The sequence below is a fragment of the Shewanella sp. DC2-4 genome (assembly GCF_013248875.1).
GTDB lineage: Bacteria > Pseudomonadota > Gammaproteobacteria > Enterobacterales > Shewanellaceae > Shewanella > Shewanella oncorhynchi.
Window position 1 is genome coordinate 4005896 of the sequence record NZ_JABRVR010000002.1, and the last position, 23529, is coordinate 4029424.

A 23529-nucleotide genomic window follows, 5' to 3' on the forward strand; every position below is an offset into this window, starting at 1 on the left:
TAAATCAACCACACTCAACTGCAGACATCAACTTCCCCCTTTGTAGTGGCCGAAGTGTGATAGGACAAATGCGTAAGCGTTGATGCCGAGCTAGCCTCAGATGATCAAAGGATGGCGAATATGAGGCGATAACAATTAGGCCTTTGAGCACACAATGAGTGTCAGGACATGTATTACTTTAAACTACAATGGTTACACCATAACTGGCATTGTTGCACCAGTGACCTTCTAAAACATGGATAATGGAATGGACCCATCCACTTTTAATCGGCCTCGCAATGGGCCACGATGTAGTCGCTAAAACTCATCAGAAAGAGGACGGGTCCACCTATGAAGATTACTACAATCGGTTTAGATATCGCAAAGTCTGTTTTTCATGCTGTTGGTGTCGATAAAGCAGGCAAGTTAATCAAAAAGAAAATGCTTAGACGCAAAGACTTGCTGCCCTTTGTCGCGAAAATTGAGCCTTGCCTTATCGTTATGGAGGCGTGTGGCGGCGCGAGTTATTGGGCCAGAGAATTTGAGCAATTTGGGCACGTAGTTAAGTTAATTGCCCCGCAGTATGTGGTTCCTTTTAGGCAAGGTAATAAAAATGACTACAACGATGCGCTAGCCATTGCGGAGGCTGCGCAGCGGCCCAACATGCGGTTTGTAAAACCCAAAAGCGTCGAGCAGCAAGATGTGCAACTGCTCCACCGTATACGCGAACGATTAACTAAACAATCAACAGCCTTAATCAACCAAGTGCGAGGCATGTTAGCAGAATACGGTATTGTCATTACCAAAAGTAAATCGGCTTTTAAAGCCCAGTTACCAGATATTTTGGTCGATGAAGCCAATATGCTGACCATCAAGGGTAAAGCCATCTTTTATCAGTTATATGATGAGGTTATCGACATTGAAAAACGGCTTAAGAGTTGTGACACCCAAGTACTAAACGAAACTCATAACAATGTGATTTGTCAGCGATTACAAACTATTCCTGGTGTTGGGCCTGTCACCGCTACGGCGATTTATGCTGCAGTGGGTGACGGTAAAGACTTTAGCAATGGCCGACATTTTTCAGCTTGGTGTGGCTTAGTACCTAAGCAGCACAGCAGTGGCGGGAAAGATAACCTCCTCGGGATAAGTAAGCGGGGAAACGCCTATTTACGTACGCTATTCATCCACGGCGCCAGAGCGGTGTTGCGACACAGTGGGAGTAAGTCGGATAAGTTGAGTTGTTGGGCTATCCAGCTAGCGGAGCGCCGAGGTTTCAATCGTGCGTGTGTGGCCGTCGCGAATAAGCTCGCCAGAATGTCATGGGTTATCGCGGCACGTGAAGAAGAGTTTCGGCTCGCTATGTAACAACATCAAATGTACTTATTATGTTAACGATTAACCAACCAGCAAGTTGCTAAGACACTTGATTTGATGATGAGACAGTCAGACTGATCTACTAAAAACCTTACGAAAACATAGGCTCTGATGAAGCCGCAGGGATGATAAGGACAGTAGAAGCAAATATCCATCAGGGCCAGAGGAATCCCTCAATAAGAGGCCGAATATATGGGTGCAATGAACTCTTCTCAAAATTGATATCGAATGTCTTGCAAACCGGATGGGTCCATATATGTTTTAGTAGAGCCTACAGGGATGTATCTACGGCGAGTCACTGGTGTAACAGTGCGAAAGCCTGCGGCAGGCAATTGGGAAATATCGTAGCTAGAAGCCACAAAATAGCCCATTCACAGCACTGCACTCGTCAGAGAAATACGTATAAAACAAAAAAGCGACCCTAAGGTCGCTTTTGCATGTTCATAATTGCGTTGCTGGCGAAGCTAATGCAAGGCGGATTGAAAGCTTTCGCGCGGAGTTGACTCCTGTCAATGAGCACGAAAGCTGAGATTCAACGCCGCAGTAGCTAGCCTAAGCAGCAATTATTACTCGTAGTCTGATAATGGTGCACACGAACACATCAAGTTACGGTCGCCGTATACGTCATCAATACGATTCACGGTTGGCCAGAACTTGTTAGTACGTACTGCTGCACTTGGGAACACGGCCACTTCGCGGCTGTATGGACGCGTATCGAACTCTGGGTCCATGATATCGGCCATAGTGTGCGGTGCGTTGTGCAGCGGGTTGTTGTCCGCTGGCCATTCACCCGATTCCACTTTGGCGATTTCAGCGCGGATTGACACCATAGCATCGATGAAACGATCGAGTTCCACCTTAGACTCAGATTCCGTCGGCTCAATCATCAGGGTTCCCGCAACAGGGAAGCTCATGGTTGGCGCATGGAAACCGTAGTCATTCAAACGCTTAGCGATATCCATTTCGGTCACGCCTGAGGCTTCTTTCAGTGGGCGTAGGTCGATAATACATTCGTGCGCGACGCGATCGTTACGGCCACGGAACAATACTGGGTAGTGTTCAGACAGCTTCTTCATCACATAGTTAGCGTTTAACAGCGCAGTTTGGGTCGACTTTTTCAGGCCCTTTGAACCAAGCAGCTTAATGTACATCCAGCTGATCGGCAGAATGCCCGCGCTACCGTAAGGTGCAGCCGATACGGCGCCGTTGTTGTCGCTCACGCGGCCCGGTTTAACCACAACGTGACCCGCAACGAATGGGGCTAAGTGTGATTTCACGCCGATTGGGCCCATACCTGGACCGCCGCCGCCGTGTGGAATCGCGAAGGTTTTGTGCAGGTTAAGGTGTGATACGTCGGCACCGATAAAGCCAGGAGACGTTAAGCCGACCTGAGCGTTCATGTTGGCGCCGTCTAAGTACACTTGACCGCCGTGCTGATGCACTATGTTGCAGATTTCGCGGATAGATTCTTCATACACACCGTGGGTCGATGGGTAAGTGATCATGATGCAAGACAGGTTTTCAGCCACTTCGGCAGCTTTCGTCTTCAGATCTTCTAAATCGACGTTACCTTGCTTGTCACAGGCCGTCACCACCACTTGCATACCAGCTAATTGCGCCGATGCAGGGTTAGTACCGTGGGCAGATTGCGGGATCAAACAGATGTTTCTGTGCGCATCGCCGCGTGACTCATGGTATTTCTTGATGGCTAACAGACCAGCGTATTCACCTTGAGCGCCAGAGTTAGGTTGGATACACACAGCGTCGTAGCCTGTAATGTTCACTAACCAAGTCGACAACTCTTCAATCAACTGAGTAAAGCCTTTGGCTTGATCCAGTGGGCTGAATGGGTGCATGTTGGCAAATTCTGGCCAGCTCACAGGGAGCATTTCAACCGCTGCGTTTAACTTCATGGTGCAAGAGCCCAGTGAAATCATCGAGTAGTTAAGTGCTAAGTCTTTGCTTTCGAGACGTTTGATATAACGCATCATCTCGGTTTCGCTTTGATAGCGATTGAAGGTTGGGTGGCTTAAAATCGCATCTTGGCGCACGAGTGCCGCCGGAATCGATTGGCTACCTTGGCTAACTATTTGCGCGTCTAACGCGGCAACATCTAAACCATGGCCTGCACCTAAGATCACATCGAACAAGGCTTCGATATCTGTGCGCAACGTGGTTTCGTCTAAGCTCACGCCCACAATACCATCGGCATCGAAACGTAGATTCATTTCAGCAGCCAGTGCGCGTGCATTGACGGCAGCAACATCTAAGCCTTTGATGCTAACAGTATCAAACCAAGTGCTGTTGACTAAGTTCACGCCCTTCGCTTTTAAGCCTGTCGCTAAAATATCGGCGAAACGGTGAATGCGTGATGCAATAGTTTTCAGGCCATCTGGGCCGTGGAATACGGCGTAGAAAGACGCCATGTTCGCTAACAGAATTTGTGCAGTACAAATGTTGGAGTTGGCTTTTTCGCGGCGGATATGTTGCTCACGAGTTTGCATTGCCATACGCAGTGCGCGGTTACCACGGGCGTCTTTTGACACACCAATGATACGGCCAGGCATAGAACGTTTGTGCTCGTCACGGGCAACGAAGAAGGCCGCGTGTGGGCCACCAAAGCCCATTGGTACGCCAAAACGCTGTGCACTACCGAATACCACATCGGCCCCCATAGCGCCCGGTGATTTCAGTAATACCAAGGACATAATGTCGGCGGCGACAGTCACAACCACATTCTTCGCACGTAGAGTTGCGAATAATTCGCTGAAGTCAGTGATTTGACCAAAACGGTTAGTATATTGGAACAAAGCACCAAACAGCTCATGGTTAACGGCCTCAGATGCTGGGCCAACCACCACTTCAAAACCAAAACACTCAGCGCGGGTTTTCACTACGTCTAAGGTTTGCGGGAACACATCATCGGCAACGAAGAAGATATTGGCTTTTTTCGCTTTAGAAACGCGCTTTGCCAGCGCCATCGCTTCGGCAGCAGCAGTTGCTTCATCTAACAAAGAAGCAGAAGCCAAATCTAAACCCGTTAAGTCCATCGACACTTGTTGGAAATTTAGAATGGCTTCTAAACGGCCTTGGGCGATTTCTGGCTGATATGGCGTGTAAGCCGTGTACCAACCTGGGTTTTCAAATACGTTACGCAGGATCACGTTTGGCACTTGAGTGCCGTAGTAACCCATGCCGATATAGCTCTTAAATACTTGGTTTTGTTTCGCTAAACCACGAATGTAAGCAATGCCTTCGGCTTCGCCGCAGGAATCACCAATGCTCAGATCTTGGCTTAAACGGATCGACTCAGGCACAATTTGCGCGGTCAGATCGTCCAGAGACTCAGCACCAACATAGTTCAGCATGGCTTGCTGTTGGCTGCTATCTGGGCCGATATGACGACGTAGGAATAAATCGTGCTGTTCTAACTGAGTGAGGGTTTGCTTGGTCATGATAAACCTTGTTCCAGATTTGCCGAAATTCAGAACTGTAGGGTACTGATTAACGGACTGTTGTTATGTCAATCTTGCGCTAAAACAAACGAAGCCCCTTAGGGCTTCGTTAGCGTCGACGATTATTCTTCGTCGATGACAGCTTGGTAGCCTTCAGCATCCAGCAGAGCGTCGACTTCTGATTCGTCAGAAGGCATTACGCGGAAGAACCAGCCTTCGCCGTAAGCACTGCTGTTAACGAGTTCTGGCGAATCTTCCAGCGCTTCGTTCACGGCAATCACTTCGCCAGAAATGGGGGCATAAATGTCAGACGCCGCTTTTACTGATTCAGCTACAGCACAGTCTTCACCCGCAGTCACAGTGTCGCCAACTTCTGGGAGTTCAACGAAAACCATGTCACCTAACAGCTCTTGGGCGTGCTCAGTGATACCTACTGTGTAGCTACCGTCTTCTTCCTTGCGGATCCATTCGTGTGAAGAGGCGTATTTCAGTTCTGTCGGAATATTGCTCATTGTTCTTGTTCCTTGTTCCGTTTTTTTAAAATGCTTGTTTACCGTTGCGCACAAAGTTTGGCGCCACTACTCTAACAGCCACACGTTTTTTACGCATTTCGACTTCCGCAGTATCCCCAATCGAGCTAGGAACACGTGCCATCGCAATAGAATAGCCCAATGTTGGCGAGAAAGTCCCGCTGGTGATCACGCCTTGTTGCTCTACACCGGCTGAGTCGGTGAAAAATACTGGCATATCATGGCGTAACACGCCCTTTTCTTCCATCACTAGACCAACAAGTTTGCTGGTTCCGGCATCGCGAAGTGTTTCGAGGGCTTTACGGCCGATGAAGTCACGGTCGCTTGGTTCCCATGCAATAGTCCAGCCCATGTTGGCGGCCAATGGGTTGATGGTTTCGTCCATGTCTAAGCCGTAAAGGTTCATACCGGCTTCGAGACGCAGCGTGTCACGGGCACCGAGACCACAAGGTTTTACCCCTTGATCTAACAATGCTTGCCACAAGGCTTGGGCTTCATCTTCTGGGACGATAATTTCGTAGCCCGCTTCGCCTGTGTAACCCGTAGTCGCAATAAACAGTGAGCCAGCTTGCTTACCGAAGAAAGGTTTCATGCCTTCGATGGCGGCGTTTTGCTCAGCACTGAACACGGCAGCGGCTTTCGCTTTTGCGTTAGGACCTTGAACGGCAATCATCGCCAGCTCAGGACGCTCAGTCACAGTGACATCAAAACCTTGGGATTGCTTGGCGATCCAAGCGAGATCTTTTTCGCGGGTCGCTGAGTTCACTACCACGCGGTAGTTAGTGTCAGTGAGGTAATAAGTGATGAGGTCGTCGATGATACCGGCATTGTCATCTAACATGCCGCTGTATAAGGCTTTACCTGGCACTTTAAGTCTAGCCACATCGTTCGCCAGCAACTTACGTAGAAATGCACCAGCGTCGCTACCTATCACATCAACCACAGTCATGTGGGATACGTCGAACATACCCGCGTCTTGACGCACAGCGTTGTGTTCTTCGATTTGTGAACCATAGTTGAGGGGCATATCCCAACCGTGGAAGTCGACCATCTTAGCGTTTGATTCTAAGTGCTTGTTAAACAGAATAGTTTTGTTAGCCATTGTTATCCCTTTTTGCGGCCTTTTTCAGGTCTCTGCCTAGTGTAGGGTGTAGATACTAGGGTCTAAAATGCGGCGAAATTATACCTTGCGTCACAAATTTGTATACAGGAGATTTTTCTAATCCGAAGCCATTGCCATTAGATTTTCTCATCTTCAACATGTAATTTTTTTACATGCGAAGGCCAGATTTGCGCAGCTTGCAGTCAAATTGCTGATATTGTCAGCAATTCTGATCACATTAGCGCAACCTAGGCTAACGGCACAACTTAGGCAGTGCCGACTTATTGCCCATGGCCTGTTGTATGAACACTGTTTTCAGCCCAGCGACATTATCAACGAGATTTAAGCCCAGATCGCGGATCGCTTTTTTAAGCGGATTCGTCCCTTCGAATAAGCGTTTAAAGCCTTCCATCGCCGCGATCATCTCCATCGCATCGGCTTTACGCCAACGTTCCAGTGCACGCAGCTGCGCATAATCGCCGATATCTTTACCCGCTTGCTGTAATTCGCTGATCACTTCGATAATGCTGGCCGCATCTAAAAAGCCGAGATTCACCCCTTGGCCAGCCAGCGGATGAATAGTATGGGCAGCATCGCCTGCTAATACTAAACGGTGACGGGCAAAATGGCGGGCATAACGCATCCGTAATGGGAAGGCTTGGCGCTCGCTTTCCAGCTTGCAAATCCCTAAACGTCCGTCGAAAGCAGCGGTTAAGTTGCGCTCAAATTGCACTTTATCCATTGCCAATAACTCAGTGGCGCGCTCGGGCGGCACCGACCAGACGATGGAGCAGAGATTGTCTTCATACAGAGGTAAAAATGCTAGCGGGCCGTCCTGCAAAAACACTTGGCGGGCGGTGGCAAGGTGTGGCATTTCGGTACGAATAGTTGCGACGATTGCGTGGTGACCGTAATCCCAAAAGGTCAGCGGGATCTTGCATTGCTCGCGCACCCAAGAGTTGGCGCCATCGGCGGCTATCACAAGTGCAGCACTGACACTTTCTATTTCAGAATCGGCGCCATTGGCAAGGGTCAACCAAGCTTCGCGCTCACCAAAGGCAATGCGCTCTAAGCGTTGGTTTTGAATATGGGTGATATTGTCAAACTCACTGACACGTTTGGCGAGGGCAAAGCTAATGGCATCGTTTTCGATAATCGCGCCGAGACTGGTTTCGCTGATGCTGTTGGCATCAAAGGCAATTTTACCGAAACCGTCTTTATCCCACACCGCCATTTTTTGATAAGGCGTAGCGCGGGAAGTGTCTAAATAACTCCATGCCCCTAAGTTTTCTAACAAGCGCTGGCTCGCCTTATTGATGGCGCTCACCCGTAAACGCGGCTCGCCGCTCACGGCTTCTGTGTGGCCCGCATCGATAACGACGACATTCAGATCGGCCTGCGCCAATCCAATCGCGGTGGCGAGTCCCACCATGCCGCCACCCACAATGGCGATGTCATAGGCTTGTGAACTTAACATGGGTACATCCTTTTCGCGTTGCGATACCAGTAAATTGCTGAGTTATTTCCAGCCCATTGCCTTTTGAGCGACGGGGGTTTTCAGTGGCGGAAACCAAGACAAGAGCCGTAATCCTAAGTTACGCCCCAGCGCCATCGGCCAATATTGGTTTGAAAAGCCACGGACTAAAAATTCGATATTTCGGATAGTGCTGTTTCTGTCGTGCTCGCGGGCATTAAGGTACGCATGGGTCACAGCGGCGGAGCCAATATCTTCGCCCTGAGCTAGCGCCGTTTGGATTACCTCGAGCAAACTCACCACATCCCTCAACCCTAAGTTAAACCCTTGCCCCGCAATCGGATGCAGTGTCTGCGCCGCATTGCCGATAAACACACATCTGTGATGAATTGGCCTTGGCATATAAGACAAATTAAGCGGATACGCATGGCGCGCGCTGACATCGATAAACGTGCCCGCACGATAACCAAAGGCCTGTTGAAGCGCCGCTAAAAACTCGGCCTTAGGTGCGGCTTGCATCTGTTTAGCCCGCACATCATCGAGCGCCCACACGAGAGATAAGCGAGGTTGACCTTGGCTATCGGCCATAGGCAGCAAGGCTAAGGGACCCGTTTGGGTAAAGCGCTCATAGGCCCAATGTTTGTGAGGCCTATTGGTTGGCAAATCGGCGGTTTGAATATTGGCAATAATGGCCGTTTGCTCAAAGGCCACTTGGGTCACAGGCAAATTAAAACTGCTGCGCACTTTGGATTGCAAACCATCGGCGGCGACCACAAGTTTGGCTTGAATTCGCTCGCCCGTATCGAGCACTAAGGTGTGACCTTCAACGGCGGGTTCTACTTGGGCAAGTTTGGCGGGGCAATAGAGTTTGACATTACTCTTATTCAACTCGTTAAACAGCACTTGGCCAACCCGTTTAAGCTCAACCACTTGGCCTAGGGCATCTAAATGAAACTGCGCCGCATTGAGTTCTGTCATGCCAAAGTGGCCGCGATCCGACACATGGATATTTTCAATCGCCGTGCCCAAATGGGCGAGCTTTTGCCATAAACCTAAACGGGATAATTCGAAAATAGAACCGTGGGCGATAGCAATAGAGCGGGCATCGAATCCGGGGTGTTGCTTATCGGGAAGGTGCGCTTCGATTAAGGCGATAGAAAGTGGCCGAGCTGCGGATAAAGAAAGACGCGCGAGAGCTAACGCTAGGGTCGCCCCCGCCATCGCACCGCCTACAATCGCGATGTCGACGTGTTGAACTGAAGTATCCATGTGATTTGTGGCCGTCATGGGGATCTCATTCAAGCTTTGGCATAACACTAAGGTATGTAAACAGAAAAGATGTAAACATCAATGCTATGCACTCAAAAACACCAGTGCTATGGACTCAAAGGCAGGTTTGCCCACCTTTGACATCTAATGAAGCCACTACTGTGTTAACTTATTGAACATTAAACAACTGCGGTAAATTAATGCACAACCGCAGTATCGTCAGCCTCACCATGGGGAAGCTCAGGACCAAACTCCGAGTAACACATGATGGCTGCAATACGGACAAACTCGAGTAATTCAGTGTAAGCGGCTTCGGATTCCTCATCGTCGGCAACATCAAATTCCACTTGGGCAATTTCCGCCAAGTCTTTGATCACTTCACGTACTTCTGCCGAGGCTTGATTCAGTTTCGGCTGAATAATCGCCATGCCAGTCAAAAAACTCTGGGTCCACAGAGACAAGGCTTCAACACGTTGGCTGAGCGGCTCTTCTTCTTCGGGCAACAGCGGCATGAAACCAAATTCAAAATCCACTAAACGCGTCACTGAATCGTTAAACAAATCACACACTAATTGGTGCAACTGCGCTGGCAAAGGTTGACCATCGTTCATCAGGTCGAATAAAGGCTTGATCCAAGTGTCGCCAGTTTGCTCTACACCACCGCAGATTAAACCGACTAAAGCACCGTGAACTTCTACCGGATGCTGGCCGATTTCAGCCGCATCTAAGGCGAGTTTTAAGCTGTCGATACGTAACGAAGGAGGGGTTGCCATATCAGATCCCAATAAGATTTTTCCAGCAGCAATGCTAGCAGAGATAAAGACTTGAACCAATACTGAATCCCAATAATGGCGAAATCGGCCACGCCCTGATAAAAAACTATCCAACTGCTCACACAAACAGCAAACAAAACGGTCAAAGACCAATCCATTTGCGGCTTACCTTGCACTTTTAAGATCAGCCCTATATAGTCCGCCCTAAGAGGCTAACGAAAGGATCACCCGCGACATGAGTAACAGTGCTGTTGAAATTACCCTACTTGGGCGCACCTACTCTATCGCTTGCCCGAAAGGTCAAGAGGATGCCTTACGTACGGTAGCGTTGGGAGTTGAACAACAACTCAGTGCGTTAAAAACCCGAACCAATAGCCTAAGCCGTGAAGAAATTGCGATTATGGCGGCGCTGAATATTGGACACGAGTTGTTCCAAGAAAAGCAAAAAAATAAACACTACATGCAACAGATGGACGACAGGATCAGCTTGCTGCAGTCGACCCTCGAAAGTGCCTTAGTTGAGCGTTCAACTAAATAGATTTAAACTGTGCACCTTAGTGATTTAACACTCATTGAGTTAAACCAACTGACGCACAGTGAATGGCTAAACTGGATTATCAACATAAACCAATGCTTTAGCGATTCAATACCGTTTTGCTCCCTGGGATGCATGCCAACTGGTAATGTCCCTGTGCCGATAATTTTTATCTCAGGGTGAATGCTTTACTGACATTGTGCATGCTCGGCTTGTACCGAGAAGCCTTAGGAGGTAATCATTTACCCGCCTTGAACCTACGGTTCAAGGGCTACACCAGTAGCGGCATTCTGGGGAGCATCTTAATTCTATGTCTACATCTTCCAAACTTTCTCATTTGAATCCCCAAAGCGACACGGCGCAACTTGCCGTAGAAGTCGCTGATGCCGTAGATGTCACAAACTATGCGGCAAATATCGCACTCCATACAAAAGAAAGCCGCAATCTGTTACGCAAAGCCATTCGCACCGCCCGTAAATCTCTCTCCGAAATAGAACAAACCCAAGCAAGTTTAAACGCCTGCCAGCGAATGCTCGATGCATTGCAGGCCAACAAAGCGCAACATGTGGCATTATATCTCACCCATGATGGCGAACTCGCCACGCCGCCGCTGATCGCTGCGCTGTGGCAAATGGGCATAAACACCTATCTGCCTAGGTTACATCCCTTCAATGCCGGACAATTGTTATTCCTCCATTACACCGCAGACACCCCCATGCAGGCGAATCAATTCGGCATCTTAGAACCTAAATTAGATGTGCGCGCCATTATCCCAGTGACAGAATTAGATGTGGTTATCACACCATTAGTGGCGTTTGATTTAATGGGCAATCGCATGGGCATGGGCGGCGGTTATTACGATAGGACGCTGGCGAACTGGCAGCTTAAGGGTAAACCTTTGCCTATGGGTTACGCCCACGACTGTCAGCAAGTGACGAGTTTACCCTGCGAGTATTGGGATGTGCCTTTACCGTTCATCATCACCCCAAGTCGGGTACTGACATTTTGAAAAAGAAGGATCTAGAAGCTAGATTCTACAGCCATGCAGTGGCGTTCTAGAGCCTTCTCTACCTTAAATGCCGGCCACCATCGACATTATGGCAACGACCAGTGACGTAGCGGCTATTCAGCAGATATTCCACTAAGTCGATAATTTCCTCATTCCCCGCCTCTTTCGGCAGCAGCGCTTTGGCTAAGGTTTTTTGCTGATAGGCAACATCATCTCCTGCATTAAATAGGATCATCGCAGGCGCAATCGAATTCACTTTGACCTCGGGCGCAAATTTGGCGGCAAAGGATAGCGTCATATTGTGCAGCGCGGCTTTACTGGCGGCATAGGCGATATGCTTCTGACTGCCCTTCTCTGCCACATAGTCAGTAATATGAATCACATCACTGCCGCCGATTTCATCGCCAGCAGCCGCACGTAGCTGCGCCTCTAAGGCCAAGTTCAACTGATAGGGTACGCTCACATGCACTTGCATCATGCGCTGCAGCACTTGGCTCGGCGCAAAAGTGGTACTCTTTAAAGGCTCATTCTTTGTAAGAACAGAATCCGGCAGCCAGTCCGAAGCATTGTGAATAATGGCGCGAACTTGAGGCTGTTGAGTTAACTCATCAATTAAGGATTGCACTTGGGCATCGTCATAAAAATCGCAGGGATACAGAGTTGCGCCTAAGGCGTTAAGCTCATCGATACTGTCGTAATGGCTGCGATAAGTACCAATCACCTGCTGACCTTGGGCGAGAAAATGTTTGGCTAAGGCGTAACCTATGCGTTTACCCACGCCAGTGATAATGATGGGAGATGTCATACCTATCCTTTTGAGTCGTTATTTGTCAGGCTTTACCTTGTTCACTTAAAAATCAGCAATCAAGTTAAACTGATGAATAACCAAGATGTTACTGCACTCATTTGAATTTAACCTAACAAAAAGCCAAATGAGGGGCTGATCCGTTCTACAATCGCTTCGATCTAAAACCCTTTCTTCTGCGTATAGGGTAGAAGAAAACCAAGCTTAAGTACTCAAGCCAAGAGCTTAGACCAAGTATTGTGATCAAGTCATCAGAGGTAATACCGATGGAACTGCGGATTTTTTACGATGGGAATTGTCCATTATGTAGCGCCGAAATGCGCCAACTGAAAGCGCGCGATCCGAAGAACTTAATTGCGCTTGAAGATTTAAATGCGCCAGACTTTAGTGAGCGCTTCAGCCATATCGATAGAGACTACGCCAATACGATTCTCCATGGCGAAACCGCAACGGGCGAAGTGTTACTCGGGTTAGATGTCACTTGTAAAGCGTGGGCACTGACAGGGACGCGCGCTTGGATCCAACTATTACGCCTGCCCGTGATTAAAACTGTCGCCGATTGGTGCTATCTCAGATTCGCAAAACACAGATATCGCATCTCTTATTTACTGACGGGCAAAGCCCGCTGCGATGATAACTGCCAAATTCCCACTAAGCGCCGCTGAATGAGCTTTAGAAAGAGTAAAACGCAGGCATAAAAAAACGGAGCTCAATGGCTCCGTTTTTAATTCGTCATAATCTAAAAAGATTATCCGAAAGATTATTTAACGAAATCAACGCCTAGTTTGATATCGCCTTTCAGCGTATCTAACATAGAATCACGAGCGTTAGCTTCGAATGCACTCACTTCACCGTAAGGCAGTACTTTTTCAATACCGTTTTTGCCTAACAGCACAGGTTGTGCGAAGAATTCAGCATGCTCGCTGCCGCCGTCAACATAGGCGCATTCAACGATGTTAGCTTCGCCTTGCAGACCACGAACCAGAGACAGACCGAAACGGCAAGCCGCTTGACCCATAGACAGAGTCGCGCTTCCGCCACCGGCTTTAGCTTCAACCACTTCTGTACCCGCGTTTTGGATGCGAGTCGTCAGACTTGCCACTTCTTCGTCAGTGAAAGTCGCGCCTTCAACTTGAGACAGTAATGGCAGAATGGTCACGCCGCTGTGGCCGCCGATCACATTGACTTTAACGTCAGCAACGTTCAGGCCTTTTAATTCGGCGATGAAAGTTTCAGAACGGATCACGTCTAGAGTCGTGATACCGAACAGACGGTTTTTATCGTAAACACCCGCTTTTTTCATCACTTCTGCAGCGATAGCTACGGTCGTGTTGACTGGGTTAGTGATAATGCCAACCAAAGCCGTAGGGCAAGTTGCCGCTACTTTTTCGATCAGGTTGCGAACGATACCCGCATTGATATTGAACAGATCTGAACGATCCATACCAGGCTTACGCGCAACACCAGCAGAAATTAGAACAACGTCAGCACCCACGAGGGCAGGCGTTGGATCTTCACCAGCAAAACCTTTGATTTCAACAGCAGTTGGAATGTGACTCAAGTCAACCGCAACACCCGGAGTTACCGGTGCGATATCATATAGAGACAATTGTGAACCCGCAGGCAATTGAGTTTTTAACAGTAGGGCAAGAGCCTGGCCGATACCACCAGCAGCACCAAGTACAGCAACTTTCATAGTTATCTCCGTTATTTCTCGGATATGTGTGACATGGATCTAATTTGCGTTGGCGTCACATTACTGGAATGTCACAACAATTTCAATTATCCCTTAGTCGTGGGACAAAAGAATTCCGGAATAATGTAGAAGCAATGTAGAACAATTACTCAAATTGGGATTTTTATGCCCCCTACAAACGCTTAACCACTGGGGCTTAGTGAATTTTTATTCAACCAATCTGGTTATTTGTTGACAATTTTTCTAAAAATATTCAAAATGGGCCTGTTTTTTTGAATAACGAATAATAATATTATGCAAACGACCAAGAATCAGGATGACCTTGTTAGAATTTTTAAGTCGATTTTAAAAGAAGAGCGCTTTGGCTCTCAGAGTGAAATCGTCACCGCCTTGCAAGCTGAAGGCTTTGGTAATATTAACCAATCGAAAGTGTCACGCATGCTCAGCAAGTTCGGCGCAGTGCGGACTCGCAACGCTAAGCAAGAGATGGTGTATTGCTTACCAGCCGAATTAGGCGTACCCACCGCGGGTAGCCCGCTGAAGAATTTGGTACTCGACGTCGATCACAACCAAGCGATGATCGTCGTGCGAACTAGCCCAGGAGCCGCGCAGCTGATTGCCCGCTTGTTGGATTCTATCGGTAAACCAGAAGGCATTTTGGGTACGATTGCCGGTGATGACACTATCTTTATTTGCCCATCGAGCATCCAAGATATCGCCGATACCTTAGAAACCATCAAATCTTTATTCAATTACGCAGAATAAAAAACAGGTCAGTGAGCTGACCTGTTCTATTTTATCTGTACGTTTTTAAGTGCAATATAGCGCTGGTTATTTGCGCCATTGTCCCGATTACGTTACACATTTAAGCCAATCTCTCGCGCACCGATGTTTATACGCTAAGGTCAGTAAGCCACGCTGATGCGCTGGTTTGGGTGAGCGCCCTTTTCGGCTTCATCTACCATGGCTTTTGCGTAATCTGTAACAGAAATGCGGCTGCGACCATTGGCATCGGTAAAGAAGCTGTCACCACCAAGACGGTACGGGCCTTCACTCTCACCGGGATAAATCTCAGCGGCTGGGCTCACAAAGGTCCAATTGATTGCAGTTTGCGCCGCACGGAATACCTGCAAAGCTTCACCCTGAGCTAACGCCTCATCTTTATATGCTGCGGGGAAATCTGGGCTAGAGACCAGCGCCACACCCGGCGCCACTTCTAAACTCCCAGCACCACCGACCCACAATAAACGTGACACGTTAGCGTTAGGCAGCACATCCAGTAAATGCTGAACCGTACTCGCCACTAGACCATGATTTTGTTGGGCGCGGCCACCAACGGCGGCAATCACGACATCTACGCCAGCAAAGGTATCGGCGACCAATGGCTGCTCTAAATCCACGGCACGTACTGCCACGTCAGCCACGGATAACTTGCTTGGATCACGCACTAATGCTGTCACTTGATGTCCACGACTCTGTGCTTCTTTTAAAATTGCACCACCAATCCAACCCGTTGCACCTAAAATTGCGATTTTCATTTCATTGTCCCACTCAGATGATTTACATTGGATCCAGTTTACTTGCAGTTTTTCACCTAATAAACATCAATAATTGAGCATGATTGTTTCAATATAGGATACTAATGTGGATAAAATTGCCGCAATACGCAGTTTCGTCGAAGTCGCAAACTGTGGCAGCTTTACCAAAGCTGCCGAACATTTAGACCTCAGCCGTCTGCAGGTTTCCCGTCATATTCAAGAAGTGGAGCAGTGGTTGAGTTTACGCTTATTACACCGCACCACGCGCAGCGCCAGCTTGACTTTGCAGGGTGAGGAAGCGCTACAATTTTGCCAGCGGATCTTAAGTGAAGTTGCTGCCATGGAGAGCCGTGCCCACAGCCATAACAGTGAACTGGTAGGCAGTATTCGTATCACTACGCCTATTGGCTTAGGGCAGCACAGTCTGTTTGATGTCGTCGATCGCTTTATTAAAATTCATCCTAAGGTCAACATTCAACTGGTGATGTCGGACAGTTTTGCGCAATTGGTAGATGAGAGCGTCGACGTGGCGCTACGTTATACCGAGCAGCCCGATGAGAATCTCATAGCTCGGCGTTTGATGACCATAGATGCGGTACTTTGCGCGGCACCGAGCTATCTTGATAGCGCAACGCTACTCCTCGAACCCATTGATCTGCTGGCCCACAACTGCCTCATACACTCAGCGCAACAAAACTGGCCTTTTCTAAAAGAACTGCAAGCCGAGCACGTCAAAGTTACAGGGAATCTTAGGGCTAACGATATGGGAGTGTTGGTCAGTGCGGCGCTACGTGGACATGGCATAGTGCGGTTACCCTGTGACTTGGCTAACCAATACCTTGCCAGTGGTCAGCTCAAAGAAGTCTTACCCGACTTTACGACACCAGGCCAAACCCTGTGGGCGGTATATTTGTCCCGCAGTTATCAGCAAAATCTAGTGCGCGCCTTTATCGATTTCACCGCCCTGCAATGGCAGCTCGATATCAAAAAATGGGTTCCCGCGCATTAGCATAAAAAAACGCACTTAGGCGTTAGCTTAAGTGCGTCTCGATTGATACTAATTCGGCTTGATTATAGAAAGCTTATTCGTCGAACTGCAGCATAAAATCCAGTGCAGGGGCAAAGAAAGATGAACCTGTCATCGCCTTAGTAAAATGCATCAAGTGATCATGATTGCCTTCGCCATCACCAAACATCATGCTATGCAGCATCTTTTCAAAATGTTCTGGCGTGCGGCAGTTAGAGATAAACATTAATCCCTGCTCCTTCAGCGAACCATAGGGCATACTCTGACGCAGGATCTCCATTGACTTACCATCGGCATCTTTAAGATTAACGCGCTTGATATGGCTGGTCAGTGGCTTATCTTCAGATTCATACTCGATATTATCTTGCTTAGTACGACCGATTATATCTTCTTGTTTTTTAACTGGTAATCTATGCCACTTACTCAAGTTATGGGCATATTTTTGCACATGGATATAGCTGCCCCCCTTAAACTCAGTATCCTCATCACCCACAAGTGCCACTTCTTGGCGGTGGCGCCCCTTAGGGTTTTCGGTGCCATCGACAAAGCCGGTTAAATCACGGCTATCCATAAATCTAAAGCCACGCTCTTCTTCAACTAACTCCACTAAGTCTTCAAACATTTGGCTGATTTCATTAGCCACTAGATGCAGAATGTCGTAACGATCACTGCGAATATGCACAAATAAATCATATTCAATTGCAGGCGCTTCACGACTGCCCACTTGCATCGCAGGGAAAGGTTTGAGCAGTTCTGGGCGAGCAGTAGGATAGAGGCTATCCCAATAATTAGCACCAATACCAACAAAACCATTGAATGCACTGTCGGAATATTGATCTGTCAGCTCATAAATATACTGCGCAACGTTGGCAAGACAGGGACGTAATTGCGACTCGACATTGTCATTGGCATTAAACATCAAATAGACACTGTGTAAGTTCCCCTCTGCACACACACCCAACTGTTCACGCGGCATATTTTGAATATCCATTTGGTTATCACCCTTTTTCTAAATTCATTTTCGGCAATATTATCCGCAACTTTACCTAAAAATGACATTAACTAACGCACAGTTTGCTCTGATCTGTTTATGATAATGCCAATAGCGGAGCATTATCCCACCCCAGACCCTTAAACGTAAAAATTGACGAGACTGTAAAAGTCTCGTCAATCAGTTTAATCGAATCAATGACGTCAGGTTCACTCAGTATTGAGCTTACCTTAGCATTTATCTTAGTGTTAATAGCCTGCGGCGTGACCATCCTTGCGACTCTCAGAGGCCGCACGATATACACCGGTTTCGGCATTAAATCCAATGGCTTGATAGCCACCAAACTCCCCAAGTCCATCACGCAGTACATGGCCTTTCTTAATCAACTCACGGCGGGTTTCTACCGGAAAACCTGATTCCAGACTGACGTAGCCACCATCATTCATCACTTCGCCAGTGGGCTCGGTTGAACCCATATGCAAAATTCTGGGGGCATCGCCCGCTTCTTGCAAGTTCATTTTAAAATCAATCAGATTCATTACAATCTGCGCGTGCATTTGTGGCTGAGTCGCGCCGCCCATCACCCCAAAGCTCAGCCAAGGTTTACCGTCTTTGGTCACAAAAGCCGGAATAATGGTATGGAATGGACGCTTGCCCGGTGCGTAGGTATTAAAACGCCCTTCCGTTAAATCAAACATTTGCCCGCGGTCTTGCAGCACAAAGCCGAGATCCGGCGGTGTCATCCCTGACCCCATACCACGGTAATTACTCTGAATGAGTGACACCATGTTGCCATCTTTGTCAGCGGTAGTCAGGTACACAGTATCGCCATGTTGCAACGCTGGATTACCCGCATCGACACTCTTGGCGGCTTTTGTAGGGTCAATCAACTTAGCGCGATCATAGTTATATTTCTGTGAGATAAGCTCGGTAACGGGCACTTTATTAAAGGCCATGTCGGCATAAAACTTAGCTCTGTCGGCAAAGGCGAGTTTCTTTGCTTCGACAAATAAATGAACATATTCAGGACTATTAAAGCCCATGGCAGCCACATTAAAGGGCTCCATGGTTTTTAAGATTTGTAGCGCCGCAATGCCTTGACCATTAGGTGGCAGTTCCCACACATCGTAACCACGGTAGTTCACCGAAACGGGATCTATCCAGTCGCTAGTATGGCTCGCTAAGTCATCATAACTTAAATAACCACCTTGGGATTTCATGTACTTATCAATACTTTTGGCAATATCACCTTTATAGAAAGCATCGCGGCCGCCCTTGGCAATTTTCTCATAGGTGTTAGCAAGCGCGGGATTTTTAAAGATTTCCCCTACGGTAGGCATCTTACCATTAGGCATATAGGTTTCTTTAAAACCGGGGAATTTAGCCAGTTTTTTACCACTAGCATCAAGGTAATAGGCAATCAACTCTGACACAGGGAAACCATCACGGGCGTAATGAATGGCAGGCGCGAGGTTATCGACCATAGCTAATTTACCAAACTTATTATGCAGCTCATACCAACCGTCCACAGTGCCCGGTACAGAAACCGGCAAAGGTCCAAGCGGCGGTAAATAGTCTAATCCGAGGGATTTAAGCTTTTCTAAACTTAAGGATTTGGGACTGCGCCCCGATGCATTTAGACCATAGAGGCGTTTATCTTTTGCGCTCCAAACGATAGCAAATAAGTCCCCGCCGACACCCGAGCCCGTTGGCTCGACTAATCCTAACATAGCGTTAGCGGCAATCGCTGCATCGACCGCACTGCCGCCCTGTTTGAGTATATCAATAGCGACTTGCGTGGCTAAAGGCTGACTGGTCGCCGCCATCCCTTGGGTTGCATACACTTCTGATCGCGTTGCGAAGGCTTTACCTGTGATCCTATCCATGGCCATCACTCCTGAAGACGATATTGCCGTTGCTACAATAACGAGGGTGCAAATTGAATTTATTGTTTTTATCATAATTCCTCCAAAACCAGAGGATAAAAGTAGCAAGGATGGTCGAAAATATCACCAACCAATACCGCATAGACCCAAGTTAAACGTAAGCAAAAATGTCGTACTTTAGTTGGCTATGTCATATCAGCATTGAATAAATACTCATCGCTTAGATTGGGTCCCCACAGTTTGAATATGCTGAAGATTCAAACAACACGAGCGAATGCGGCTCAGTCGTTACCCCAACTTTTTGGCCGATAGTGAGCTGCATCATTTGGCTACGCACCTCCACATAATAAGCATGGGAAGCGGCTTCAATTTTGACCCAATAATGACAAAAGGCGCCTAAGAAACGTCGCTCAGTGATAGTACCAACGCCCTGTTCATCGGCGCTGAGCGTCAATTGCTGTGGTCGCAAGAATACTGTTCCGCTGAACTCGCTCGGCAAATTTAATGGCGTGAGGCTTGTTAAATGACCTATGGGAGTGACAACACTGTGCCCATCAAACACTGCTGCAGGTAAGTAATTACCGCTACCTAAAAAGTCCGCCACATAGCGGCTGTTTGGGGCGGCATATAAAGCTTCGGCACTACCATGCTGCACTATGATGCCTTGATTAAAGATAGCTAAAGTATCTGCAAATACAAAGGCTTCATCCTTGCTATGAGTAACAAACACCGCACTGACATTACGCTGTTTTAAGATGCTGCGAATTTCCGCCATCATCTCGTAGCGCACTTGGGCATCAATATTGGAAAAAGGCTCATCGAGCAGCAATAACTGCGGCTCATAGGCAAGTGCCCGCGCAATAGAAACTCGCTGCTGCTGACCGCCAGATAATTCATGGGGATAACGCTGTGCCAACCCTTCAAGTTTGACCAAGGCTAGCATTTCATCCAAACGTGCCTGACGTTCTGCGCCCGACAATCTAGCCACCCCAAAAAGGATATTTTCCGCCACAGTCAAATGAGGGAAAAGCGCATAGTCTTGAAAAATCATGCCGATGCCGCGCTGCTCGCTAGGTACAAACTGGCTATCGCCACTCACTATACGACCATTAATCTGGATTTCACCTTGGCTTATGGCCTGTAATCCAGCAACTGCACGCAATAAGGTCGTCTTGCCACAACCGCTTGGGCCTAACAACGCCAGGATTTCCCCTTGGGCGAGCGTTAAACTCAAACCCTTAAGTACTTGCAGGCCCTTATAATCGCTATGAATTTGCTTAAGCTTGAGCGTACTTGTCATCAGCTGTGGTGCTCCAATGAACGGTTTAAATAAATAAGCGGCACTAAACCCACCAGTACAATCACAATAGCAGCTAATGCGCCGTGCTCGAGTTTTTCATCGGACGCAAACTGGAATACATAAGTTGCAAGATTCTCAAAGCCGATAGGCCGCAGCAATAACGCAGCGGGCAGTTCCTTCATGCTTTCGATAAACACCAATAAAGCGCCCGCAAATAATCCCTTGGCAAGTAAAGGCAAATGCACCCGCCGCAAAAGTTGCCTAGGAGTTTGCCCCATGGTCAGGCTCACCATGTCTAGCGATGGCGAGATGCGTTTATAACTGCTTTCAACACTGCCAATCGCAATTGCCACGAAACGCACACAAAAAGCAAAAATCAATGCCATCACACTGCCTGTAAGGATAAGGCCTGGGCCTGCTATGCCGACAAGATCTGCCAGATCGTTAATCGCAAAATCTAGCATAGTTAAAGGCACTAATACCCCAATAGCCAGCACAGTGCCAGGTAAGGCATAGCCCGTCGAAGCTAACCGTGAGGGCAAAGCATCACTCTGTCTTGGGCTTATCCGGCGAACGAACATAAGCAGTAAGGCGATTAAGCAACAGAGTAAACTGGTGATCAGCGCAAGACTGAGGCTGTTAAGACTCAATTGCCAAAAACTCTTATCCCAGCTTTGTTCAAAGTAACCAATCGCATAGGATAATAAAATCCCGAAAGGTAACAGAAAGGCTAATAGCAATAGCATGCCGCAAAAGCTGAGTGCGACCAAGGTTTGAGTCATCGAGAGTCGATACAAGTCAGTGGCTTGTATACGTGATTGTTTTTGGAATAACTGCTGTTTACGACGGGCAAAACGCTCAAATCCAATCAGGCTAAATACCACCAGCAAGATAATCGCCGATAACTTAGCGGCGGCGGTCAAATTGCCATAACCCAACCAAGTGTCGTACACGGCTGTCGTTAAAGTAGGCACGGCAAAATAGTTAACCGTTGCAAAATCAGCGGCCGTCTCCATCGCCACTAAAGCCACCCCAACGGCGAGCGCAGGCCTTGCCATAGGCAAAGATAAACGCCAAAAACTTTGCCACGGTGAACAGCCCATAATGCGCGAAGCATGCGCCAAACTTAAGGATTGCTCCATAAAAGCGGTACGCGCCAAGAGATAAATATAGGGAAACAATACCAGCGACAACATACACGCCGCGCCGCCTAAGGTACGAATATCGGGGAAGAAATAATCCTGCGGTGAGTCCCAGCCAAATATCGAACGAAGACCGCGCTGCACTGGCCCCGCATAATCGAGTAAATCGGTATAGACGTAGGCAACAATATACGCAGGCATAGCGAGGGGCAATAATAGCGCCCATTGCAAATATCGCCTGCCGACAAATTCACAACGAGCCATCAACCAAGCGCAGGGTAAAGCGAGTAATAACGCCCCCAGACTCACCCAGAAAATCAGCAATAAACTGTTAATGATATATGTCGGCAGAACCGTTGCCATCAAGTGCCCAAACACGGCTTCGTCAGGCTGAAAAGCTTGAAATATCAACGCAAATAGTGGCAATACCAGCAAGGCGGCCACGGCATAACCAGCAAGCGACCAGCTTCTGGCTAATCCTAAAATCATGTCAATCCTTAAAACGTCACAGCGCCAATCACTGGCGCTGATAACCTAAATCTGCATTTTGTCGCTAGCACTGGAGCTAGAGATCAAACTGCACTTCATCTAATAACTTAACCGCCGCTTGGTGATATTCTGCCAACTTAAAAATGGGCAATTGATCTGACTTAAACTTACCCCATGAGGCCACTAAAGATGAAGGTGCCACATCGGCTTTCACTGGATATTCCATATTCACATCGGCATAGGCCTTCTGAGCCACATCGGCGGATAAGAACTCCATCAATTTGATCGCATTGGCTTTATTAGGCGCATGGCGAGTTAATACCATGCCAGACACATTCACATGGGCACCGCGGTCAGCTTGGTTCGGGAAGTTGAGCGTCACAGCTTCGGCGATCGCCTTTTGCTCAGGATCCTGCAACATATTGCCGTAATAGTAGCTATTACCAATGGCGATCTCACACACACCTTCTTTTACTGCGGCAATTTGCCCCCTGTCGTTCCCCTGAGGTTTGCGGGCTAAATTAGTTTTCACGCCTTGTAACCAAGTTTTTGCCTCAGCTTCACCGTGATGAGCAATCATAGATGCGACTAACGCTATGTTGTATGGATGCTTACCACTGCGAGTACAAATCTTTCCTTTATATTTGGGATCGGCTAATTCTTCATAGGTCAATTGCTGCAGGCCTAAACGATCCTTGGCTGTATAGAGATTTCGCACCCGCATAGTCAGGGCATACCACTGGCCATCGGGATCGCGATACTGCGCAGGAATATTGCTCTCTAGCAGGGGATTTTTGACTGGAGAGGTTAGATCTTTATCCACTAATTCAACTAAACGTGAAAAATCAGACGTCAGCACAAGATCTGCTGGGGATAAACGGCCTTCACGGACGAGACGCTCGGCAATACCGTCTTTAGCAAATACTAAATTCACACCTATGCCAGTTTCTTCGGTGAAACGCGTCAGGATAGGCTCCACCAAGAAAGCTTGGCGATAAGAATAAACGGTTAATTTATCATCTGCATTCGCTGAATGCCCAACCGACATTAACCCAAAAACAGCCGCGCAAGTTACCCATTTCATTACCGAATTCTCCCCAAAGTGATGACGTGTTCAGTAAAATTTGAACACTAACGCATTAATGATAATGC

At 47.9% G+C, this 23529-nt stretch carries 20 protein-coding genes and 1 other RNA gene; 7 read left to right on the plus strand and 14 right to left on the minus strand.

Annotated features, from left to right (window positions below; translation table 11 throughout):
• Positions 1-330 precede the first annotated feature (330 nt).
• A complete protein-coding gene (locus HQQ92_RS18180; protein WP_173247407.1) occupies positions 331-1347 on the plus strand; it encodes an IS110 family transposase in 1017 nt (338 codons plus the stop codon).
• 575 nt (positions 1348-1922) lie between these two features.
• Here the strand turns inward: HQQ92_RS18180 and gcvP are convergent.
• The 6 genes from gcvP to HQQ92_RS18210 all read right to left on the minus strand — a co-directional run bounded on the left by gcvP (position 1923) and on the right by HQQ92_RS18210 (position 9959).
• Complete coding sequence (gene gcvP, locus HQQ92_RS18185; RefSeq protein ID WP_173247412.1) at positions 1923-4811, minus strand: aminomethyl-transferring glycine dehydrogenase; 2889 nt, start codon at positions 4809-4811, stop codon at positions 1923-1925.
• 122 nt (positions 4812-4933) lie between these two features.
• Positions 4934-5323, minus strand: coding sequence for a glycine cleavage system protein GcvH (gene gcvH / locus HQQ92_RS18190; protein ID WP_011845766.1), 390 nt, complete (start codon positions 5321-5323; stop codon positions 4934-4936).
• A gap of 25 nt (positions 5324-5348) precedes the next feature.
• The gene (gene gcvT / locus HQQ92_RS18195) at positions 5349-6443 is read right to left on the minus strand and encodes a glycine cleavage system aminomethyltransferase GcvT (RefSeq protein WP_173247415.1); all 1095 of its coding nucleotides are present in this window, start codon (positions 6441-6443) and stop codon (positions 5349-5351) included.
• Positions 6444-6696: 253 nt separating this feature from the next.
• The gene (locus HQQ92_RS18200; RefSeq protein ID WP_173247418.1) at positions 6697-7920 is read right to left on the minus strand and encodes an FAD-dependent monooxygenase; all 1224 of its coding nucleotides are present in this window, start codon (positions 7918-7920) and stop codon (positions 6697-6699) included.
• Positions 7921-7962: 42 nt separating this feature from the next.
• Positions 7963-9204 (minus strand): 2-octaprenyl-6-methoxyphenyl hydroxylase, encoded by a 1242-nt coding sequence (gene ubiH / locus HQQ92_RS18205; protein ID WP_173247421.1) that lies wholly within the window; start codon positions 9202-9204, stop codon positions 7963-7965.
• 179 nt (positions 9205-9383) lie between these two features.
• Complete coding sequence (locus HQQ92_RS18210) at positions 9384-9959, minus strand: UPF0149 family protein (RefSeq protein ID WP_105252998.1); 576 nt, start codon at positions 9957-9959, stop codon at positions 9384-9386.
• 235 nt (positions 9960-10194) lie between these two features.
• Here HQQ92_RS18210 and HQQ92_RS18215 point away from each other — a divergent pair, with 235 nt between their 5' ends.
• The 3 genes from HQQ92_RS18215 to HQQ92_RS18225 all read left to right on the plus strand — a co-directional run bounded on the left by HQQ92_RS18215 (position 10195) and on the right by HQQ92_RS18225 (position 11503).
• Positions 10195-10497 (plus strand): cell division protein ZapA, encoded by a 303-nt coding sequence (locus tag HQQ92_RS18215; protein ID WP_105250206.1) that lies wholly within the window; start codon positions 10195-10197, stop codon positions 10495-10497.
• A 117-nt stretch (positions 10498-10614) separates the two neighbouring features.
• A non-coding RNA gene (gene ssrS / locus HQQ92_RS18220) (6S RNA) lies at positions 10615-10795 on the plus strand.
• 9 nt (positions 10796-10804) lie between these two features.
• On the plus strand, positions 10805-11503 hold the full coding sequence (locus HQQ92_RS18225; RefSeq protein WP_173247424.1) for a 5-formyltetrahydrofolate cyclo-ligase: 699 nt from the start codon (positions 10805-10807) through the stop codon (positions 11501-11503).
• Between the two features lie 58 nt (positions 11504-11561).
• Here the strand turns inward: HQQ92_RS18225 and folM are convergent, their stop codons facing one another.
• Complete coding sequence (folM, locus tag HQQ92_RS18230) at positions 11562-12308, minus strand: dihydromonapterin reductase (protein ID WP_173247427.1); 747 nt, start codon at positions 12306-12308, stop codon at positions 11562-11564.
• A gap of 266 nt (positions 12309-12574) precedes the next feature.
• Here folM and HQQ92_RS18235 point away from each other — a divergent pair, with 266 nt between their 5' ends.
• Entirely contained in the window at positions 12575-12973 is a 399-nt protein-coding gene (locus HQQ92_RS18235) for a thiol-disulfide oxidoreductase DCC family protein (RefSeq protein ID WP_173247430.1), read from the plus strand.
• 95 nt (positions 12974-13068) lie between these two features.
• Here the strand turns inward: HQQ92_RS18235 and mdh are convergent, their stop codons facing one another.
• On the minus strand, positions 13069-14004 hold the full coding sequence (gene mdh / locus HQQ92_RS18240) for a malate dehydrogenase (RefSeq protein WP_105250210.1): 936 nt from the start codon (positions 14002-14004) through the stop codon (positions 13069-13071).
• Between the two features lie 294 nt (positions 14005-14298).
• Between mdh and argR the strand changes: the two genes are divergently transcribed.
• The gene (gene argR, locus HQQ92_RS18245; RefSeq protein WP_006080175.1) at positions 14299-14769 is read left to right on the plus strand and encodes a transcriptional regulator ArgR; all 471 of its coding nucleotides are present in this window, start codon (positions 14299-14301) and stop codon (positions 14767-14769) included.
• A 140-nt stretch (positions 14770-14909) separates the two neighbouring features.
• On the opposite strand, the gene HQQ92_RS18250 is transcribed toward argR, so the two are convergent.
• Positions 14910-15542, minus strand: a complete 633-nt coding sequence (locus tag HQQ92_RS18250; protein ID WP_173247433.1) for an NAD(P)-dependent oxidoreductase — start codon at positions 15540-15542, stop codon at positions 14910-14912.
• Between the two features lie 106 nt (positions 15543-15648).
• On the opposite strand from HQQ92_RS18250, the gene HQQ92_RS18255 reads away from it, so the two are divergent.
• Positions 15649-16551: a LysR family transcriptional regulator gene (locus HQQ92_RS18255; protein ID WP_173247435.1), complete on the plus strand. Its 903-nt coding sequence runs from the start codon at positions 15649-15651 to the stop codon at positions 16549-16551.
• Between the two features lie 73 nt (positions 16552-16624).
• On the opposite strand, the gene HQQ92_RS18260 is transcribed toward HQQ92_RS18255, so the two are convergent.
• From HQQ92_RS18260 to HQQ92_RS18280, 5 genes are all read right to left on the minus strand, one after another.
• Complete coding sequence (locus HQQ92_RS18260) at positions 16625-17560, minus strand: Dyp-type peroxidase (RefSeq protein WP_131525202.1); 936 nt, start codon at positions 17558-17560, stop codon at positions 16625-16627.
• A 248-nt stretch (positions 17561-17808) separates the two neighbouring features.
• Positions 17809-19521: a gamma-glutamyltransferase gene (gene ggt, locus HQQ92_RS18265; protein ID WP_173247438.1), complete on the minus strand. Its 1713-nt coding sequence runs from the start codon at positions 19519-19521 to the stop codon at positions 17809-17811.
• A 145-nt stretch (positions 19522-19666) separates the two neighbouring features.
• Positions 19667-20746, minus strand: a complete 1080-nt coding sequence (locus HQQ92_RS18270) for an ABC transporter ATP-binding protein (protein WP_173247441.1) — start codon at positions 20744-20746, stop codon at positions 19667-19669.
• On the minus strand, positions 20746-22377 hold the full coding sequence (locus HQQ92_RS18275; RefSeq protein ID WP_173247444.1) for an iron ABC transporter permease: 1632 nt from the start codon (positions 22375-22377) through the stop codon (positions 20746-20748). Before HQQ92_RS18275 ends, HQQ92_RS18270 begins: the two co-directional genes overlap by 1 nt.
• A gap of 76 nt (positions 22378-22453) precedes the next feature.
• Positions 22454-23461 (minus strand): Fe(3+) ABC transporter substrate-binding protein, encoded by a 1008-nt coding sequence (locus tag HQQ92_RS18280; protein ID WP_173247446.1) that lies wholly within the window; start codon positions 23459-23461, stop codon positions 22454-22456.
• Between the last annotated feature and the right edge of the window lie 68 nt (positions 23462-23529).

Excerpts from the sequence above, each read along its gene's own strand:
- HQQ92_RS18180 (WP_173247407.1), top strand. The coding sequence starts at position 331 with ATGAAGATTACTACAATCGGTTTAGATATCGCAAAGTCTGTTTTTCAT.
- HQQ92_RS18235 (WP_173247430.1), top strand. The coding sequence starts at position 12,575 with ATGGAACTGCGGATTTTTTACGATGGGAATTGTCCATTATGTAGCGCC.
- HQQ92_RS18280 (WP_173247446.1), bottom strand. The coding sequence starts at position 23,461 with ATGAAATGGGTAACTTGCGCGGCTGTTTTTGGGTTAATGTCGGTTGGG.
- ggt (WP_173247438.1), bottom strand. The coding sequence starts at position 19,521 with ATGATAAAAACAATAAATTCAATTTGCACCCTCGTTATTGTAGCAACG.
- HQQ92_RS18260 (WP_131525202.1), bottom strand. The coding sequence starts at position 17,560 with ATGGATATTCAAAATATGCCGCGTGAACAGTTGGGTGTGTGTGCAGAG.
- HQQ92_RS18275 (WP_173247444.1), bottom strand. The coding sequence starts at position 22,377 with ATGATTTTAGGATTAGCCAGAAGCTGGTCGCTTGCTGGTTATGCCGTG.
- HQQ92_RS18210 (WP_105252998.1), bottom strand. The coding sequence starts at position 9,959 with ATGGCAACCCCTCCTTCGTTACGTATCGACAGCTTAAAACTCGCCTTA.
- HQQ92_RS18200 (WP_173247418.1), bottom strand. The coding sequence starts at position 7,920 with ATGTTAAGTTCACAAGCCTATGACATCGCCATTGTGGGTGGCGGCATG.
- HQQ92_RS18225 (WP_173247424.1), top strand. The coding sequence starts at position 10,805 with ATGTCTACATCTTCCAAACTTTCTCATTTGAATCCCCAAAGCGACACG.
- HQQ92_RS18250 (WP_173247433.1), bottom strand. The coding sequence starts at position 15,542 with ATGAAAATCGCAATTTTAGGTGCAACGGGTTGGATTGGTGGTGCAATT.
- mdh (WP_105250210.1), bottom strand. The coding sequence starts at position 14,004 with ATGAAAGTTGCTGTACTTGGTGCTGCTGGTGGTATCGGCCAGGCTCTT.
- folM (WP_173247427.1), bottom strand. The coding sequence starts at position 12,308 with ATGACATCTCCCATCATTATCACTGGCGTGGGTAAACGCATAGGTTAC.
- gcvP (WP_173247412.1), bottom strand. The coding sequence starts at position 4,811 with ATGACCAAGCAAACCCTCACTCAGTTAGAACAGCACGATTTATTCCTA.
- gcvT (WP_173247415.1), bottom strand. The coding sequence starts at position 6,443 with ATGGCTAACAAAACTATTCTGTTTAACAAGCACTTAGAATCAAACGCT.
- gcvH (WP_011845766.1), bottom strand. The coding sequence starts at position 5,323 with ATGAGCAATATTCCGACAGAACTGAAATACGCCTCTTCACACGAATGG.
- ubiH (WP_173247421.1), bottom strand. The coding sequence starts at position 9,204 with ATGACGGCCACAAATCACATGGATACTTCAGTTCAACACGTCGACATC.
- HQQ92_RS18215 (WP_105250206.1), top strand. The coding sequence starts at position 10,195 with ATGAGTAACAGTGCTGTTGAAATTACCCTACTTGGGCGCACCTACTCT.
- argR (WP_006080175.1), top strand. The coding sequence starts at position 14,299 with ATGCAAACGACCAAGAATCAGGATGACCTTGTTAGAATTTTTAAGTCG.
- HQQ92_RS18270 (WP_173247441.1), bottom strand. The coding sequence starts at position 20,746 with ATGACAAGTACGCTCAAGCTTAAGCAAATTCATAGCGATTATAAGGGC.